The sequence below is a fragment of the Aeromonas sp. DSM 116730 genome, assembly GCF_046581335.1.
In the GTDB taxonomy this organism is placed as follows: domain Bacteria; phylum Pseudomonadota; class Gammaproteobacteria; order Enterobacterales; family Aeromonadaceae; genus Aeromonas; species Aeromonas rivipollensis.
This window is the reverse complement of record NZ_CP144265.1, coordinates 2,312,516-2,328,601: the sequence shown is the minus strand read 5'-3', so window position 1 is coordinate 2,328,601 and position 16,086 is coordinate 2,312,516. Positions and strand designations below refer to the sequence as shown.

Below are 16,086 nucleotides of genomic sequence, written 5' to 3'. Positions count from 1 at the left end.
CTTTTGGCATAATGGCCGCTTTTGCGCGGGACCCTCCTTTGACCATCCAGACCCTGTTCAAGCCAGATGGCCCTCTGGCCAGCCACATCGAGGGCTTCAAGGCCCGCGCGCCGCAACTGGAGATGGCCGAAGCGGTGGCGCGCGCCATCAAGGGCGGCGGCCGCCTGCTGGTGGAGGCGGGCACCGGCACCGGCAAGACTTACGCCTATCTGGTGCCGGCGCTGGAATCCGGCAAGCGGGTGGTGATCAGCACTGGCTCCAAGAACCTGCAGGAGCAGCTCTTCTACCGGGACCTCCCCACCATCACAGGCGCGCTCTCCTACACCCCGCCGGTGGCCCTGCTCAAGGGGCGCAGCAACTATCTGTGCATCGAGCGGATGAACCGCCTCTTGAGCGAATCCCACCTGCAAAAGCCCGAAATTCTCAGCGATCTGGTCAAGGTGAAGTCCTGGTCCACCGTCACCGACAACGGCGATGTGGGGGACATTCCGGGGCTGCAGGAGAACGCCGAGATCCTCGCCCACGTCACCAGCACCAATGACAACTGCCTCGGTCGCGACTGCCCCTATTATGACGACTGCCATCTGGTGGTGGCCCGGCGCCGGGCCATGGATGCCCAGGTGGTGGTGATCAATCATCACCTCTTCTTCGCCGATATGGCGGTGAAAGACACCGGATTTGGCGAGCTGGTGCCCGAATCGCAAGTCTATGTGTTCGACGAGGCGCACCAGTTGCCGGAGATCGCCACCAACTACTTCGGCAAGTCGGTGGGCAGCCGCACCATCCTGGATCTGGCGCAGGACATCCAGCTCGCCTATAGAGCCGAGGCCCACGACATGGGGCAGCTTGGCAAGGCGGCGGACAGGCTCTCCATCGCCAGCCAGGACTTGCGCCTCGCCTTCGGGATAGACGGGGGGCGTGGCAATACCCGCGATATCCTGCGCCAGCCGCTCTGGGGCCAGGCCCTGGCCCGTCTCAACGACGCCATCGGGCTCTGCTACGAGGTGCTCAAACTCGCGCTCGGGCGTGGCGAGCAGCTGGATCACGCCTTCGAGCGAGTCTGCGAACTGCGCACCCGCCTAGGGGAGGTATTGGCGGTCAACCAGACAGGTTTCTCCTACTGGTATGACTGCTCCCGGCTGCATTTCTCCCTCAATCTCACCCCGCTGTCGGTGGCCGAGCGATTTGGCGCCGAGGTGCAAAAGCCCGAGGTGGCCTGGATCTTTACCTCAGCCACTCTGACGGTGGACAACCGTTTCGATCACTTCAAGGCGGAGCTGGGGCTGGCGGGCAGCGCCGAGCTTATCCTAGACAGCCCCTTTGACTACGCCGAACAGGCGCGACTGTGCGTGCCGCGCTTCCTGCCCGAACCCAATGCCTTCGGGCGGGGGGAACAGCTCGCCAATCTGATGATCCCCCTCATCAACAAGACGCCGGGGGGCTGTTTCTTCCTCTGCACCAGCCATCAGGTGATGCGGCAGGTGGCCGAGGTGCTGCGCCGGGAGATAGGCCGCACCGTCCTGCTGCAGGGAGAGGACAACAAGCAGCGGCTGCTCAAGACCTTCGTGGAGAACGGGCGCGCCGTGCTGGTGGCTACCAGCAGTTTCTGGGAGGGGATAGACGTGCGAGGGGCGGCATTGTCCTGTGTTATCATCGACAAGCTGCCCTTTGCGAGCCCGGACGACCCGCTGCTCAAGGCGCGGGTGGATGATTGCAAGCTCAAGGGGGGAGATCCCTTCGCCGAGCTCCAGCTGCCCAAGGCGGTGATTGCCTTGAAACAGGGGGTGGGGCGGCTCATTCGTGATCGCAGTGATCACGGCGTACTGGTCATCTGTGATCCGCGCATGGTCAACAAGCCCTATGGCGCCACCTTTATCAAGAGTCTGCCCGCCATCCCTCGCACCCGGGAGTTAGAGTCGTTGGGGAGTTTCTTTGACCGGGGCGCTTGAGCCTGACAGGCCGCGTACCCGGCGCGCTCTGCATTCGGCCTGCGATGCTGGCGGGTGGCTAGCGATTGACTGATTTGCCATGTTAAGAAAACGGGTGAGCAGATCCCGCTTGCACGTTATGTCATTGACTGATTTATAGAGATTGGAACCCATGACCGAGTTGAAGATCCTGGCCGTTGATACCGCCACCGAAGCCTGCTCCGCCGCCCTCCTGGTGGGCGACAAGCTGTTCTCCCGTTGGGAAGAGGCGCCGCGGGATCACACCCAAAAAATCCTGCCCATGGTTCAGGCTGTGTTAGACGAGGCAGGTCTATCGTTGGCTGAGCTCGACGCCATCGCCTTCGGGCGTGGACCGGGCTCCTTTACCGGCGTGCGCATCGGGATCAGCGTTGCCCAGGGGCTCGCCTTTGGCGCCGGCGTGCCGCTTATCGGCATCTCCACCCTGGCTGCCATGGCCCAGGGCGCTCATCGTCTCGACGGCGCCGAGCGGGTGTTGACCGCCATAGATGCGCGGATGAACGAGGTCTATTTTGGCCACTACGAGCTGCTTGATGGCCGCATGCAGCTGGTTGGGGAGGAAGTGGTGAGCGATCCCGCCGCCCTCATTGAAGCGCGCGGCAAGCTGGCGGGCAGCCTGAGCTGCGTCGGGACCGGCTTTGAAACCTATGGCGAGACGCTCAACGCCCTGGCTGACGAGCTGGCGGTGAGCCAGGTGCGCTTCCCGGCGGCGGTCGACATGCTGCCCCTGGCACGCAACGCCTGGCTGGCGGGGGAGGCGGTGGCTGTGGAGCAGGCCACACCGGTATATCTGCGCGACAAGGTGACCTGGAAAAAACTGCCGGGTCGCGAGTGACATCCAACGGCGAGCCGCGACTCGACGCCAGCGAGTGAAGGTGGACGGCGCGGACAAGGAGAGGCAAATGATGAAACGCGTGATCATGCTGGGCTTGGCGGGGCTGCTGCTAGTCGGCTGCAGCTCGGTGCCCAAGGAGCTGGCCTATGAGCCGGAAAGCCAGTTGGTGGCCTATCAACCTGCCCTGCAGGGGATGGAGGGCAAGCCCGCGCGCTGGAGCGGCGTCATCTCGGCGGTGCACAACGAGCAGGATCAGAGCGTCATCGAGGTGGTCTACCTGCCGCTCAAAGCCAATGGCGTGCCGACCCAGACGGAACAGAGCCCGGGGCGTTTTCTGGCCGTCATGAAGGGTTTTGTGGATCCGACTCTCTATGCCAAGGGACGCAGCCTGACGGTGCTCGGCGCCCTGGACAAGCCGGTGGACAGCCAGATAGGGGATCACAAGTATCGCTTCTCTGTGCTCAAGGTCACCGCCAGCAAGCTGTGGCCGCCGGTGAAGGAGGTGGAGATCCGCTACATGGACCCCTACTTCTACGACCCCTTCTATGATCCCTTCTGGCCAAGACGCCACTACTCCCGCTGGTGATGATGGAAGAGCGCTTCCTCACCCTGGCCGACGGACGGCGCATCGCCCTGCTGGATAACGGCCGGCAGGGCAAACCCCTGGTCATTGCCCTGCACGGCTGGCTCGACAACGGCGCCAGCTTCCTGCCCCTTGCCCCCCATCTCGATGAGTGCCACCTGGTCTGCGTCGATCTGCCGGGGCACGGCCATTCGGATCACAAAGCCACCCCCTATGTCTTCGTCGACTGGCTCGACGATCTCCATCAGATTGCCCAGGCTGCGGGCTGGCAGCGCTTCACCTTGCTCGGCCACTCTCTCGGGGCCCTGATCGCCAGCGCCTATGCCGGTGTCTTCCCCGAGCAGATAGTGCGGCTCATCCTGCTGGAGGGGCTGGGGCCGCTCAGCCAACCCGATGAGGAGGTGCCTGCCCAGCTGCGGCGGGCCATTCTCAATCGCAGCCGCACTCGCGAGCGAGCGTCCAGTGGGTTTGCCTCCCTCGACGAGGCGGTGGCGGCCCGCTGCAAGGTGGCTGACATCTCCCCGGCGGCGGCGCGCCTTATCTGCGAGCGCCAGCTGGAGGCGCGGGAAGGGCGGCTGCATTGGCGCAGTGATCCCCGTCTGCGGGATCTCTCGCCCATGCGCATGAGCGAAGGCCAGGCTCAGGCGCTGATCCGGGCCATCGCCTGCCCTGTGCTCTTCATCCGTGGCGACCAGGGGTTCCCGAGTCTGCTGACGCAGTGGCAGTTGCGGGGGCCGGCCTTTGGCCAGATTGAAATGGTACAGGTGGCGGGAAATCATCACTTCCATATGGAAAATTCGGCCAAAACCGCCGTTTATATCGAAAACTTCTGTCAGATCCGGTAGGATCGCCGGCTTTGAATCATGTCAGGTTTGCTTTCTCCCTCACACTTCTCGTTGTTAATTTGCTGTTAATCGATGTTGCCTTATGTAACTATGTGCGGCATTAGAGCATGAGCTTAAAACAACTGATTGAAATGGATGTGACAGGGACGGAGGCAACACAGTGAGCGCACAGGTGCTAGTTATGCAGGAGAAGTTCGTGGAAAGAGTCTGGCTGAAGCGTTATCCAGAAGGGGTGCCCGCCGAGATCAATCCAGACCAATACGGCTCCCTGGTCGAGATGTTTGAAGAGTCGGTGACCCAGTTTGCCGACCAGCCCGCCTTCGTCAACATGGGGCAGACCATTACCTATCGCCGGCTGGAAGAGCAGTCCCGTGCCTTTGCCGCCTACCTGCAAAACGAGCTCAAGCTCGGCAAGGGCGACAGGGTGGCGGTGATGATGCCGAACCTGCTGCAATACCCCATCGCCGTGTTTGGCATACTGCGGGCCGGCATGACGGTGGTCAACGTCAACCCCCTCTATACCCCGCGCGAGCTGGAACACCAGCTCAAAGACTCCGGCGCCAAGGCCATCGTCATCGTCTCCAACTTCGCCCATACCCTGGAAAAAGTGGTGCACGACACCCCGGTCAGGCACGTGATCCTGACCCGCATGGGGGACAACCTCGGCCTGGCCAAGGGCTCCCTGGTCAACTTCGTGGTCAAGTACGTCAAGAAGCTGGTGCCCAAATACAACCTGCCCCACGCCAGCACCATGCGCCAGGCACTGGCCAAGGGGCGCTACCTGCAGTACATCAAGCCCGAGATCAGCAACCAGGACATCGCCTTCCTGCAATACACAGGCGGCACCACGGGTCTCTCCAAGGGGGCCATGCTGACTCACCGCAACATGATTGCGAACGTGGAGCAGTGCCTCGGTGTCTATGGCCCCGTGCTGGAGCGGGGCAAGGAGTTCGTGGTCACGGCGCTGCCGCTCTACCACGTCTTCGCCCTGACGGTGAACTGCCTGCTGTTCATGCGCCTGGGTGGCTACAACCTGCTCATCAGCAATCCCCGCGACATCCCGGGCTTTGTCAAAGAGATCAAGAAGTACCCCTTCACCTGCATCACAGGGGTCAACACCCTGTTCAACGCCCTGGTCAACAACGGCGAGTTCCAGAGCATGGACTTCTCCCGCCTGAAGCTCACCATAGGCGGCGGCATGGCGGTGCAGCGTGCGGTGGCCGAGCAGTGGAAGGCGCTGACCCATACCCCGCTGCTGGAAGGCTATGGCCTGACCGAGTGTTCACCCCTGGTGAGCGTCTGCCCCTACGATCTGGTGGATTACAACGGCTCCATCGGTCTGCCGGTCTGCTCCACCGAGATCCGGCTGGTGGATGACAAGGGGCAGGTTATCACCGAGCTGGGCGCCCCCGGCGAGATGCAGGTGCGCGGCCCCCAGGTGATGACGGGCTACTGGCAGCGTCCCGAGGCCACCGCCGAGGTGATGCAGGATGGCTGGCTCTGTACCGGGGACATCGCCGTGTGCGACGAGCAGGGCTTCTTCAAGATCGTCGATCGCAAGAAGGACATGATCCTGGTCTCCGGCTTCAACGTCTATCCGAACGAGATTGAAGACGTGGTGGCGCTCCATCCCAAGGTGCTGGAAGTGGCCGCTGTCGGTGTGCCCAACCCGGTTTCCGGCGAGCTGGTGAAAATCTTCGTGGTCAAGAAAGATGCAAAGCTGGCGGAGGACGAGATAATTGCCCACTGCCGCAAACATCTGACTGCCTATAAGGTGCCGAAACTGGTAGAATTTCGCGACGAACTTCCCAAGACCAATGTGGGCAAGATCCTTAGGCGCGTGCTGCGCGACGAGGAGATTGCCAAGCAGTAACCGGCATGCACTGCTCTGCAGTCAAGCGCTGTCGTTATGCAAAACCGTGGGTCATGCCACGGTTTTTTCTTTCTGGGTCCCGACCAACGTGCAGGCAAAGATGCAATATCAACTCATTTCACAGCAAGCCGAACTGGAGCAGTATCTCGCTTCCCTGGCCGACGTTCCCCTGGCCATAGATACCGAATTCGTTCGCACCCGTACCTACTATCCCCAGCTCGGTCTGTTCCAGATCTATGACGGCGAGCGCCTCGCCCTGCTGGATCCCCTGACCCTGGACCTCTCGGGGCTGTGGCAGCGGCTCGGCCGGGCAGGGCAGATCGCCATACTGCACGCCTCGGGTGAAGATCTGGAGCTCATTCAGCATCAGGCGGGCCACCTCCCCAACCAGATGCACGATACCCAGCTCGCGACGGCATTTCTGGGTTACGGCGTCTCGGTCGGCTTCGGCGCCCTGGTCAAGGAGTTCCTCGGCGTGGAGCTGGAAAAGGATCAGGCCCGCACCGACTGGCTGGCCCGCCCGCTCACCGCGCGCCAGCTCGAGTATGCGGCGGCGGATGTCTTCTACCTGATGCCCCTCTACGAGAAGGTGATGGCCAGGCTGCACGAGAGCGGCAAGTTTGCCTGGTTCGAGCAGGAGTGCCAGAACCACTCCGCCCGCAAGACCCAGGGCAGCGATCCCCGTCAGGCCTACCTCGAGATCATCAACGCCTGGCAACTGGGTCGGCGCGAGCTGGCCATTCTGCGCGAGCTCGCCGCCTGGCGTCAGCAAGAGGCGGTGCGCCGGGATCTGGCTCTGAACTTCGTGGTCAAGGAGTTGCATCTGTTCAAGGTGGCGGAGCGTCGGCCCACTTCATTACGGGATCTCAACGAGCTGGGGCTGGCCCCCATCGAGATCAAGATCCACGGCAAGCGGATGCTGGACATAGTCGCGGCGGCCCAGCAGAGCGACCCCGAAGGCTGGCCCGAGCCCATTCGTCGACTGGTGGATTACCCCCAGTACAAGGCCGAGCTCAAACGCATCAAGGCCATGGTGGAAGAGAAGGCCAAGGCCAGCAACATCCCGCCTGAGCTGGTTGCCAGCAAGAAGATCATCCACCAGTACTTCACCTGGAGCTGGCGGATGAGCGCCGAGGAGCGCGCCCGCGCCGACAAGCCCATGCTGCTGCAAGGCTGGCGTCATGAGCTGGTGGGGCATCTGCTGGCCCAGTAACTTGTCGGGAAGCCGCACTGAAAAGGGGAGTCAATGACTTCCCTTTTTTGTGTCCGTTGCAGTCCGGCCAGCCGGGCGAGCAGGCATGAGCGCCCCTGGCTCAGGGGATCACCTATGGCGGGTAAAGGAAGCGGGGAGAGGAGTCACAGATAAATGGCGGGCACTGAGGGTGCCCCCATCAGAGTTCGTGGGCGTGGAATCCCTTGCGATAACGGGTTTCGCAGCGCGGGCAGCGTTGCAGGCTGGGATCCTGATCCAGCTGGTCGATGGCAAGCGGCTCCTCGCAATCGGAGCAGAGGCCATAGAGCCCCAGTTCCATCTGGCAGAGCGCCGCGTCGAGGCGTTTCAGCCGTGCCACGCTCAGCTCCACCTTGGGCAAGTCGAGGCGACTGGTCAGATCCACCAGTTGATCCCGCTCGCAGCTTCCCACTTTTTGGGCCCAGTCGTCACGACGACAGGCCTTGAGCTGAACAATCAGCTCTTCTCTTGTTTGCGCCCAATCGGTCAGCAGGCGCTCACGCCATTCGGCCAACCGGGCTTGCGTCACTTCACACACAACAGCCCCCAAAGACGAGTGATAAAACTCGGCCAGTATAGGGAAACCCGCGGCTTATCAAGATGACATGAGTCAAGTTAACCGTGCTTTGACGCGTTTTTCCGGCTGGTGTCGCGGCTTGCCGGTGATCACATGGAGCACCCCGACCACCAGGCAGACGACGCCGACCAGGGTACTCATGGGAGGCATGGTGCCACGTAGCATGAAGGCGTAGAGCAGCCCCGCTAGCGTCTCGAACACGATGAGCGGTCCCACCAGCACGGTCGGCAGGCGCTGGCTCGCCTCGTTCCAGCACAGGGTGCCGAGCCAGGAGCAAAAGAGCCCCACCACCCCCATCAGTAGCACGAAGCGCAGGGGCGTCGGCCCGAAGGGCAGGGGGAAGTCCGGTGCGCTCAGGGCGAGATGACCGAGACTGCCGAGATAGGCAATGAGTGCCACCGGCAGTGTCACCAGCCCCTGAGCGGTGGCCCAGACGGCCGGGCTGCGGTCCGGGTGCTCGCGCAGCCAGCGGGCATTGCGCAGGGGATACCAGGTCCAGCACAGCATGGCGACCACCGCCAGGACGAACCCGAACAGCTGCCCGGTGCGTGCCTCTGTCTGCCAGGTCAACTCGGCACGGTTGACCAGATAGAGGCCGACCCCCATCAGCAGCAGTGCCGGGTAGAGACGGGTGCGGGAGAGGCGGCCGTCCCGTGCGCCATAGAGGCGGTTGGCGGCCAGGGCCGTCACCACCGGCAGGGTGCCGATGATCATGGCCGCCAGCGGTGAGCCGATGCGCAAGATGGCTCCCGACAGGCAGAAGTAGTAGATGAGATTCCCCACCAGGGTGAGGGTGAGTGCCTCGCGCCAGTCGCTGGCCGAGAGTGCCGCCAGGCGTTTGCGGGCCTGCCAGGCGAGCGGCAGCACGATGAGGCCGAAGGCGAGGTAGCGGCCGCTGGCGAGCAGGGCGGGGGGATAGCCGTCCACCAGCAGGGGGGCGACGAAGATGAGCCCCCACATCAGGCCGGCCAGCAGGGCAAACAAGACTCCGATCAACATTTTCCATATCCGGTAAAGAAGAAGGAGGCCAGCCTAGCAGGGGGGTAAGGGCTGCGTATTGAACCAGATTGCGCTTTAGAGGCCAGCCTGTACCTGTTTCTGGTAGCGCACCGGGGTGGTGCCATAGCGGCGCAGGAAGGCGCGGTTGAGGTGCGACTGATCGGCCAGACCACAGGCGGCGGCCACCTCGGCGGCGGGCAGGCCGGCGGCCAGCCACCCCTTGGCCCGCTGCAGGCGGATGGCCATCAACATCTGCTGGGGGGTGACATGAAAGCGGGCCTTGAAGCTGCGCTGAAAGTGGTAGGGACTGAGGTTCACCGCCCCCGCCAGCTCGGTCAGGGTAATGGGGCGGGCGAAGTAGGCCTGCATATAGTCGATGGCGCGCCCCAGAGGGTGGGCTGCTTCGCGCGGTGCCGCCAGGGCCCGGGCATGGGGGCGCAGGATCTCGCACACGCCCAGCAGCAGGCCGTCGGCGGCGAGCTCGCTGTCACAGTGCCAGAGGGCGTCCAGGGCCGCCTGCAGGACGGGGGCGGTGCGGGGGTCGCTTCGCACGGCTTCGGCGAAATACCAGCCGCGCTCGCCGCTGATGGCCTCGAGCCGATCGGCGGGCAGGTAGAGCATGCGATAGCGCCACCCCTGCTCGCAGGCCGCCTCGCCCGTGTGCAGCTCATCAGGGTTCATCAGCACCAGGCTGCCGGGGCCTGCCAGGAGCTGGCTGCCGCGATAGCGGAAACGCTCGGCACCGCACTCGATGACACCGAGGCCAAACCCCTCGTGGCTATGGGGATCGAAGATGTGGTGCTGGATGTGGGCGCGATAGAGCTCGGTCGCAGGCTGCCCCGGCAGGGCGCGAAAATCGGCCCTGTCGTGCTGATGGGTAAATGTGACCGGTACTCCCTGCATCCTGACCTCCTGTCATTGAGCCTTCATCATAGGGTGCCGCGCTGCGGCGGCCAAGACTAGGCCCGTGCGGCGCACTCGCGCTCGAGGGCTGTACGGATCTCGTCTGCGGTCTTGATGGTGCGGATGCGGCGAAACAGCTCATCGGCCTGGGGGTATTCCCGCACTATGTAGGAGAACCACTGCTTGATGCGGCTGGGGTAGTAGTCGGCCTTGTCGCTCGCCAGATCCTGCTCGGTGTAGCTCACCATCAGTTGCAACACCTCGGCCCAGCTCATGTGGGCACAGCCGGTTTTCATCACGTTGGCCAGATTGGGCAGGGAGATGGCGCCGCGGCCCACCATGAGGGCGTCGCAGCCGGAGACGCTGGCACAGGCTAGGGCATCCTTATGATCCCAGATCTCACCATTGGCGGTCACCGGAATGGGCAGGGCGCGGCGGATGAGATCCACGTATTCCCAGTGCGCCGGCGCCTTGTAGCCTTCGCGCTTGGTGCGGGCATGGACGGCTAGCTCGTTGGCGCCCCCCTGGAAGACCGCCTGGGCGTTGTCCATATAGAGCTCCTTGTCATCGTAACCCAGGCGGATCTTGGCGCTCACCGGCAGGTGGGCAGGGACGGCTTCGCGCACCGCCTTGACGATGCGATAGACGGTCTCTGGCTCCTTGAGCAGCACGGCGCCCCCCTTGCTCTTGTTGACCGTGGGGGCGGGGCAGCCGAAGTTGAGATCGACCCCGGGGGAGCCGAGCTCGATGGCGCGTACCGCATTCTCTGCCAGCCATTCGGGGTGCTGGCCCAGCAGTTGCACCCGCACCGGGGTGCCGGCACGGGTCTTGCCATCCTGCTTGAGTTCGGGGCAGAGGCGATAGAACACCTTGGCGGGCAGCAGCTGATCGACGACCCGGATGAACTCGCTGACACAGAGGTCGTAATCGTTGACGGAGGTGAGAACCTCCCGCATCAGGTGATCCAGCACCCCCTGCATGGGGGCCAAAATAACGCGCATAGCTGCTTCCGAAGACAAGGGGAGAAAAAAGAGCGCAGATTGTAGTGGCAATGGGCGGCGTTGTCAGCCGTCTGCCCACTCGATGGGCCTAATCGACTGCCGCCGCATGGGCCAGGCTGTCAGCTTCCGGGCCAACTCTGTTAGGCTAAAGGCAGAGATGCATTCAGAGGAGTACCCATGAAACGCTGGTGTCTGATGGCCCTGGGCTGGCTCGCCTTCGCCACCGGGATAGTCGGGATAGTCCTGCCCCTGCTGCCGACCACCCCCTTCATGTTGCTGGCGGCGGCCCTCTTTGCCCGCTCGTCACCCCGTTTTCACCGTTGGCTGCTGGCACACCCCTGGTTTGGGCCCCCCATCCATGACTGGCAGCAATATCGCGGCATTCGGCGCCATGCCCGGCGCCGTGCCATTATCTTCATTCTGCTCTCCTTCTCGGTGTCGCTGCTGGTGGTGCCGCTGCCCTGGGTGAGGCTGCTGCTGGTTGTCATAATGGTGATCCTGCTCACCTGGTTAATGCGTCTGCCGGTGCTGGAGCCAGTTGCAATGGAGAAGTGAAATCCCTAAGCTATTGCGGCAATAATGCTATGGAGTCGGCCTGTCATTTTTTGCATGACGGGCCTTTTTATTGCCCGCTGGCGGGCAGCGCAAGAGACGCCACGCCTGGGCTCAAAAATAAGCGGTCAAATAATGAATCCGGATACCCTGAAGTTTATCGAAGCGAGCATCAAGACCATTCCCGACTATCCGAAGCCGGGCATACTGTTTCGCGACATCACCAGCCTGATCGAGAATGCCGAGGCCTTCAAGGCCACCATAGATCTGCTGGCCGAGCATTATCGTGATCAAGGGATCACCAAGATCGTCGGCACCGAGGCCCGCGGTTTCATCTTCGGCGCCCCTGTGGCCTTCGCCATGGGATTGGGCTTCGTGCCGGTTCGCAAGCCGGGCAAGCTGCCCCGCGCCATCATCGAAGAGTCCTATGCCCTCGAGTACGGCACCGACACCCTGCAACTGCACACCGACGCCATAGTGCCCGGTGACAAGGTGCTGGTGGTGGACGATCTGCTGGCCACCGGCGGCACCGTCGATGCCACCGTCAAGCTCATTCGCCGCGCCGGCGGTGAAGTTGCCGATGCGGCCTTCATCATCTCACTGCCGTCGCTGGGCGGTGATGCCCGCCTGACCGCCGCTGGCGTCAAGGTGGTCTCGCTGGTGGAACTCGCGGGCGAGTAAGCCCCTTGGCAGGCGGGCCTCGTCAACCCGCCAATGCCCCGAACCGGTGCCTGAATGGGCACCGGTTTGAAAATCAAGCGATCCTTCCCACGGCGGCCGATAGCCCATACAGCCCGCCCTCCATTTGTGTTAGCATCCTGCCTCAATGCCTCGTTTTCCAGCATCGAGATCTATGAGCTATCAGGTTCTGGCGCGTAAATGGCGCCCCCATACGTTTGAACAAGTGGTTGGCCAGCAACATGTGCTGACCGCCTTGACCAATGCCCTGGATCAGGGACGGCTGCATCACGCCTACCTGCTGAGCGGCACCCGCGGGGTCGGCAAGACCACCATAGCCCGCATCCTGGCCAAGAGCCTCAACTGCGAGCAGGGGATCAGCAGCCACCCGTGCGGCGTATGCGACACCTGCCGCGAGATCGATCAGGGCAACTTCGTCGATCTGCTGGAGATCGATGCGGCCTCGCGCACCAAGGTGGAAGACACCCGCGAGCTGCTCGACAACGTGCAGTACCGCCCGGCCCGCGGCCGCTTCAAGGTGTATCTCATCGATGAGGTGCACATGCTGTCGCGCCACAGCTTCAATGCACTGCTCAAAACCCTGGAAGAGCCGCCCCCCTATGTGAAGTTCCTGCTGGCCACCACGGATCCGCAGAAACTCCCCATCACCATCTTGTCCCGCTGCCTGCAGTTCCACTTGAAGAGCCTGGATCAGAGCCAGATCGCCAAGCAGCTCGAATGGGTGCTGGATCAGGAAGGTCAGCCGTTCGAGCCCCGCGCCCTGCTGGCCCTGGCCAAGGCGGCCGACGGCAGCATGCGCGATGCCCTGAGCCTCACCGATCAGGCGCTGGCTCACGGCAACGGCAGCGTGCGTCTGGAGAGCGTGCTGACCATGCTGGGCACCCTCGATCACCACCACCTGCACCAGTTGCTGGAGGCCATACTGCGCCAGGATGCCCCGGCCACCATGGCCAAGATCACCGAAATCGCCACCCTGGGGCCGGACTTCGATCAGCTCCACGCCGAGCTGGAAGCCTTGCTCCATCGCGTCGCCATGGCCCAGCTGCTCCCTGCCAGCGTGCAGGAGCAGGGAGCGGATGCGGATGCCCTGTTGCAACTGGCGGGGGCCATGAGCCCGGAAGAGGTGCAGCTCTGCTACCAGATAGTGCTGGGGGGGCGCAAGGACTTGCCCTGGGCGCCCGATGGCCGCACCGCGCTGGAGATGACCTGCCTGCGGATGCTGGCCTTCTCGCCGCGCCGCGAGGCGGTGCATCCCGCCAATCTGAGCGCCTTGCCCGTCTCCATGGGCGCGCTGCCCGGGGCGGGGAGGGAGGCCGTATCGACCCTGCCGGGAAAGCCGTCAGGGGCTGAGCCAGCCCCGCATCAGGCCGCGACGACGGCCAGCACGGCCGCACCCGCAGCCCTGACGCCGACAGCGCCGCTCTTGGCGGTGCAGGCCGATGAGCCGGTTTCCGGCGACGATGAATCAAACGCGACTCTCTTTGCCGAGCAGCATGAGCTACTAGAAGAGGCGCAGCGGATGGGGTACGAGGCGCAGCCGATGCTGCCTGAGCCTCAGACTGGTGGCGCGCCCCAGGCAGTGGAAGCACAGCCCCTTGAACCCGAGCAGCCTGTCTCCTTCCATGAGGAGGCCCTGCCGACGGCGACTCCTGCCATAGCCCCTGAACCCGAGGCAGCCCCCTCGGCGGCCTCCAGCATGCAGAGCCTGCTGGGCAAGCGCAATCTGCTGCGCAGCCGGCTGCGGGGCGACGGCGGGGCGGCGACCAGCTCTGCACCCCCCAGGGCGACGCCGAGCAAACCGGTTGCGCCCCTGGCCACTGCCGCCGTGCAACCTGTGGCGCCAGCGCCCTCTGTACCTGCCAGGCAGGCCGCTGCGGCGCCCGCCTATGCCGGGCCCATGACGGGCTATGAGGATCTGCCGCCCCTCGAGGCCTATGACGACAGCGGTAGCGATTACGAGGAATATCTGAATCAGGGCTTCGGCGACGGGCCGGTCAGCGCTCCCGCAGCGCAAGCGGCGGCGCCAGCGTCAAGGCCGAGTGCTCCGCAAAAGGCCAGTCCCGCCTCGGATGACCTGCCCCCCTGGGATCTGGACGGCGCACCCGCCAGGGCCGCCGCTGCCCCCGTCGCCGCAGCGCCAGTTACGACGCCCCTTGCCGTGCCCGAAAGCGTGCAGCCAACGGCGGCTCAGGTGATGGAGACCATCGACTGGGATGAGCTGGAGAGCGACGCCCAGCCGGATGAGGGGGAGGAGGTCACCCGCCTGATCCCCTCTTCCCTGCTGGTCAACTGCGGCGACGCTTGGGCCGAGCTCATCGCCCGCACCGGGGTCGGTGGTCGGCTGCGCCAGCTCGCCATCAACTCTGTGATGACCCGGCAGGGGGAGCTGGTGTCCCTGGTGCTCAAGCCCGAGCAGCGCCATCTGGTCAGCGATAGAGCCCTTGCCGATCTGGCCGAGATCATAGGCCCGGAGTTCGGACAGCCGGTGCGTGTCGAGGTGACCCTGGGCACGGATCCGGCGCGGGAGACGCCGCTCGAGATCGAGCATCGCCTCTATCTGGGGGTACGTGAGCAGGTGAGCCGGGATCTGGCGGACGATCCCAATGTGCAGTTCCTGCAGCAGCGATTCGGCGCCGTGCTCCATCCCGAGAGCATCGAGCCCCTGAGCCGTTGAGCGCGATGAGTTAAATCCCATGCCGGGACTCGAGTTCCGGTTGAAAAATCTTTTGGCTGCCCCCATATCCGGGGTAGAACAAGCCCACAGCCCGGCGCTGGATGCCGGATTTCAAGACGAGAGACGACCTATGTTTGGTAAAGGTGGAATGGGTAACCTGATGAAACAGGCCCAACAGATGCAAGAGCGCATGCAGAAGATGCAAGAGCAGCTGGCTCAGATGGAAGTCGTCGGCGAAGCCGGCGCTGGCATGGTCAAGGTCACCATGGCCGGCAGCCACAGCGTGCGCCGTATCGAGATCGATCCCAGCCTGATGGAAGATGACAAGGAGATGCTGGAAGATCTGGTCGCCGCCGCCGTCAACGACGCCGTGCGCCGGGTGGAAGAGCAGAACAAGAGCAAGATGGGCGAGCTGACCGGTGGCATGCAACTGCCCCCTGGCTTCAAGATGCCCTTCTAAGGGCTGAACGCCTTTCAAATCTAGAGGCCATCATCCATGGCGATGACGCAGCTGACAGGGTTCCCACCCTGTCAGCTGCGTTTTGTTTTTTCCGTTCCCCGGTTTCCCGGGGCAGGCGTGTACTACTTGCTGCTCTGGACTGTGGTGTAGCTGTTGATCAGATTGCGATAGTCGGGGATGTGGTTGGCGAACAGGGTACCCAGGCCCTCCACGTCATTGCGCCAGTCGCGGTGCAGTTCACAGGCGGCCCCAAACCAGGTCATCAGCTGCGCCCCGGCGGATGACATCCGATCCCAGGCCGAGTGACGGGTGATCTCGTTGAAGGTCCCGGAGGCATCTGTGATGACAAACACCTCGTACCCTTCCTCAAGGGCGGACAGGGTCGGGAATGCCACGCACACCTCGGTGACTATGCCGGCGATGATCAGCTGCTTCTTGCCGGTGGCCTTGACCGCCTTGACGAACTCCTCGTTATCCCAGGCGTTGATCTGCCCGGGGCGGGCAATGTAAGGGGCATCCGGGAAGGTCTCCTTGAGCTCTGTCATCAGCGGGCCGTTGGGCCCGTTTTCGAAACTGGTGGTCAGTATGGTCGGCAGCTCGAAGTACTTGGCCAGCGCGGCCAGCGCCAGCACGTTGTTGCGAAACTTGTCCGGCTCTATGTCACGGACCAGCGAAGACAGCCCTGCCTGGTGATCCACCAGCAGTACGGCAGCGTTGTTCTTGTCGAGTTTGACGTAGGGTTTGTTCATGATTTTTCTCCTGATCTGTGGGCAAAGGAGTTAACGCTGGGGATCCAGCACTTCGTTATGTTGCAGCACCTTGCGCGCGCTCGAGCAACGGCTGTCGGTCTATGGTTTTCAGCGAGTCAGCACCTGGGCGCATTGTCT

Annotated in this window: 15 protein-coding genes; 10 read left to right on the top strand and 5 right to left on the bottom strand. The window is 63.4% G+C overall.

Annotated features, from left to right (window positions below; translation table 11 throughout):
* Positions 1 to 38: 38 nt before the first annotated feature.
* From Aeroheme_RS10600 to rnd, 6 genes are all read left to right on the top strand, one after another.
* Positions 39 to 1,949 carry an ATP-dependent DNA helicase gene (locus Aeroheme_RS10600; protein WP_411165799.1) on the top strand — a complete coding sequence of 637 codons (1,911 nt, stop codon included), beginning with the start codon at positions 39 to 41 and terminating at the stop codon, positions 1,947 to 1,949.
* Between the two features lie 151 nt (positions 1,950 to 2,100).
* A complete protein-coding gene (gene tsaB / locus Aeroheme_RS10595) occupies positions 2,101 to 2,802 on the top strand; it encodes a tRNA (adenosine(37)-N6)-threonylcarbamoyltransferase complex dimerization subunit type 1 TsaB (protein ID WP_411165798.1) in 702 nt (233 codons plus the stop codon).
* A 67-nt stretch (positions 2,803 to 2,869) separates the two neighbouring features.
* A complete protein-coding gene (locus tag Aeroheme_RS10590; protein WP_411165797.1) occupies positions 2,870 to 3,388 on the top strand; it encodes a Slp family lipoprotein in 519 nt (172 codons plus the stop codon).
* Complete coding sequence (locus Aeroheme_RS10585; protein ID WP_411165796.1) at positions 3,388 to 4,230, top strand: alpha/beta fold hydrolase; 843 nt, start codon at positions 3,388 to 3,390, stop codon at positions 4,228 to 4,230. Before Aeroheme_RS10590 ends, Aeroheme_RS10585 begins: the two co-directional genes overlap by 1 nt.
* 196 nt (positions 4,231 to 4,426) lie before the next feature.
* Positions 4,427 to 6,103: a long-chain-fatty-acid--CoA ligase FadD gene (gene fadD, locus Aeroheme_RS10580; protein ID WP_411167238.1), complete on the top strand. Its 1,677-nt coding sequence runs from the start codon at positions 4,427 to 4,429 to the stop codon at positions 6,101 to 6,103.
* A 100-nt stretch (positions 6,104 to 6,203) separates the two neighbouring features.
* Positions 6,204 to 7,316 carry a ribonuclease D gene (gene rnd, locus Aeroheme_RS10575; protein ID WP_025326940.1) on the top strand — a complete coding sequence of 371 codons (1,113 nt, stop codon included), beginning with the start codon at positions 6,204 to 6,206 and terminating at the stop codon, positions 7,314 to 7,316.
* A 178-nt stretch (positions 7,317 to 7,494) separates the two neighbouring features.
* On the opposite strand, the gene Aeroheme_RS10570 is transcribed toward rnd, so the two are convergent.
* The 4 genes from Aeroheme_RS10570 to dusC form a co-directional block, all read right to left on the bottom strand.
* Entirely contained in the window at positions 7,495 to 7,863 is a 369-nt protein-coding gene (locus Aeroheme_RS10570) for a TraR/DksA family transcriptional regulator (protein WP_394293408.1), read from the bottom strand.
* 81 nt (positions 7,864 to 7,944) lie between these two features.
* Positions 7,945 to 8,910, bottom strand: a complete 966-nt coding sequence (locus Aeroheme_RS10565; RefSeq protein ID WP_411165795.1) for a DMT family transporter — start codon at positions 8,908 to 8,910, stop codon at positions 7,945 to 7,947.
* A 75-nt stretch (positions 8,911 to 8,985) separates the two neighbouring features.
* The gene (locus tag Aeroheme_RS10560; protein ID WP_411165794.1) at positions 8,986 to 9,813 is read right to left on the bottom strand and encodes an AraC family ligand binding domain-containing protein; all 828 of its coding nucleotides are present in this window, start codon (positions 9,811 to 9,813) and stop codon (positions 8,986 to 8,988) included.
* A 56-nt stretch (positions 9,814 to 9,869) separates the two neighbouring features.
* On the bottom strand, positions 9,870 to 10,814 hold the full coding sequence (gene dusC, locus Aeroheme_RS10555; RefSeq protein ID WP_106886814.1) for a tRNA dihydrouridine(16) synthase DusC: 945 nt from the start codon (positions 10,812 to 10,814) through the stop codon (positions 9,870 to 9,872).
* 177 nt (positions 10,815 to 10,991) lie between these two features.
* Between dusC and Aeroheme_RS10550 the strand changes: the two genes are divergently transcribed.
* The 4 genes from Aeroheme_RS10550 to Aeroheme_RS10535 all read left to right on the top strand — a co-directional run bounded on the left by Aeroheme_RS10550 (position 10,992) and on the right by Aeroheme_RS10535 (position 15,199).
* Entirely contained in the window at positions 10,992 to 11,369 is a 378-nt protein-coding gene (locus tag Aeroheme_RS10550; protein ID WP_163136720.1) for a YbaN family protein, read from the top strand.
* Positions 11,370 to 11,501: 132 nt separating this feature from the next.
* A complete protein-coding gene (apt, locus tag Aeroheme_RS10545; protein ID WP_042650168.1) occupies positions 11,502 to 12,047 on the top strand; it encodes an adenine phosphoribosyltransferase in 546 nt (181 codons plus the stop codon).
* A gap of 172 nt (positions 12,048 to 12,219) precedes the next feature.
* Entirely contained in the window at positions 12,220 to 14,739 is a 2,520-nt protein-coding gene (dnaX, locus tag Aeroheme_RS10540; RefSeq protein ID WP_411165793.1) for a DNA polymerase III subunit gamma/tau, read from the top strand.
* A 130-nt stretch (positions 14,740 to 14,869) separates the two neighbouring features.
* A complete protein-coding gene (locus Aeroheme_RS10535) occupies positions 14,870 to 15,199 on the top strand; it encodes a YbaB/EbfC family nucleoid-associated protein (RefSeq protein ID WP_011706069.1) in 330 nt (109 codons plus the stop codon).
* Positions 15,200 to 15,321: 122 nt separating this feature from the next.
* On the opposite strand, the gene ycaC is transcribed toward Aeroheme_RS10535, so the two are convergent.
* Positions 15,322 to 15,948, bottom strand: a complete 627-nt coding sequence (ycaC, locus tag Aeroheme_RS10530; protein ID WP_163154862.1) for an isochorismate family cysteine hydrolase YcaC — start codon at positions 15,946 to 15,948, stop codon at positions 15,322 to 15,324.
* Between the last annotated feature and the right edge of the window lie 138 nt (positions 15,949 to 16,086).

Bases quoted from the DNA above. Each gene is read 5' to 3' on its own strand.
- Aeroheme_RS10565 (WP_411165795.1), bottom strand. From the start codon at position 8,910: ATGTTGATCGGAGTCTTGTTTGCCCTGCTGGCCGGCCTGATGTGGGGG.
- dnaX (WP_411165793.1), top strand. From the start codon at position 12,220: ATGAGCTATCAGGTTCTGGCGCGTAAATGGCGCCCCCATACGTTTGAA.
- Aeroheme_RS10550 (WP_163136720.1), top strand. From the start codon at position 10,992: ATGAAACGCTGGTGTCTGATGGCCCTGGGCTGGCTCGCCTTCGCCACC.
- tsaB (WP_411165798.1), top strand. From the start codon at position 2,101: ATGACCGAGTTGAAGATCCTGGCCGTTGATACCGCCACCGAAGCCTGC.
- Aeroheme_RS10535 (WP_011706069.1), top strand. From the start codon at position 14,870: ATGTTTGGTAAAGGTGGAATGGGTAACCTGATGAAACAGGCCCAACAG.
- rnd (WP_025326940.1), top strand. From the start codon at position 6,204: ATGCAATATCAACTCATTTCACAGCAAGCCGAACTGGAGCAGTATCTC.
- dusC (WP_106886814.1), bottom strand. From the start codon at position 10,814: ATGCGCGTTATTTTGGCCCCCATGCAGGGGGTGCTGGATCACCTGATG.
- apt (WP_042650168.1), top strand. From the start codon at position 11,502: ATGAATCCGGATACCCTGAAGTTTATCGAAGCGAGCATCAAGACCATT.
- Aeroheme_RS10585 (WP_411165796.1), top strand. From the start codon at position 3,388: ATGATGGAAGAGCGCTTCCTCACCCTGGCCGACGGACGGCGCATCGCC.
- ycaC (WP_163154862.1), bottom strand. From the start codon at position 15,948: ATGAACAAACCCTACGTCAAACTCGACAAGAACAACGCTGCCGTACTG.
- Aeroheme_RS10560 (WP_411165794.1), bottom strand. From the start codon at position 9,813: ATGCAGGGAGTACCGGTCACATTTACCCATCAGCACGACAGGGCCGAT.
- Aeroheme_RS10590 (WP_411165797.1), top strand. From the start codon at position 2,870: ATGATGAAACGCGTGATCATGCTGGGCTTGGCGGGGCTGCTGCTAGTC.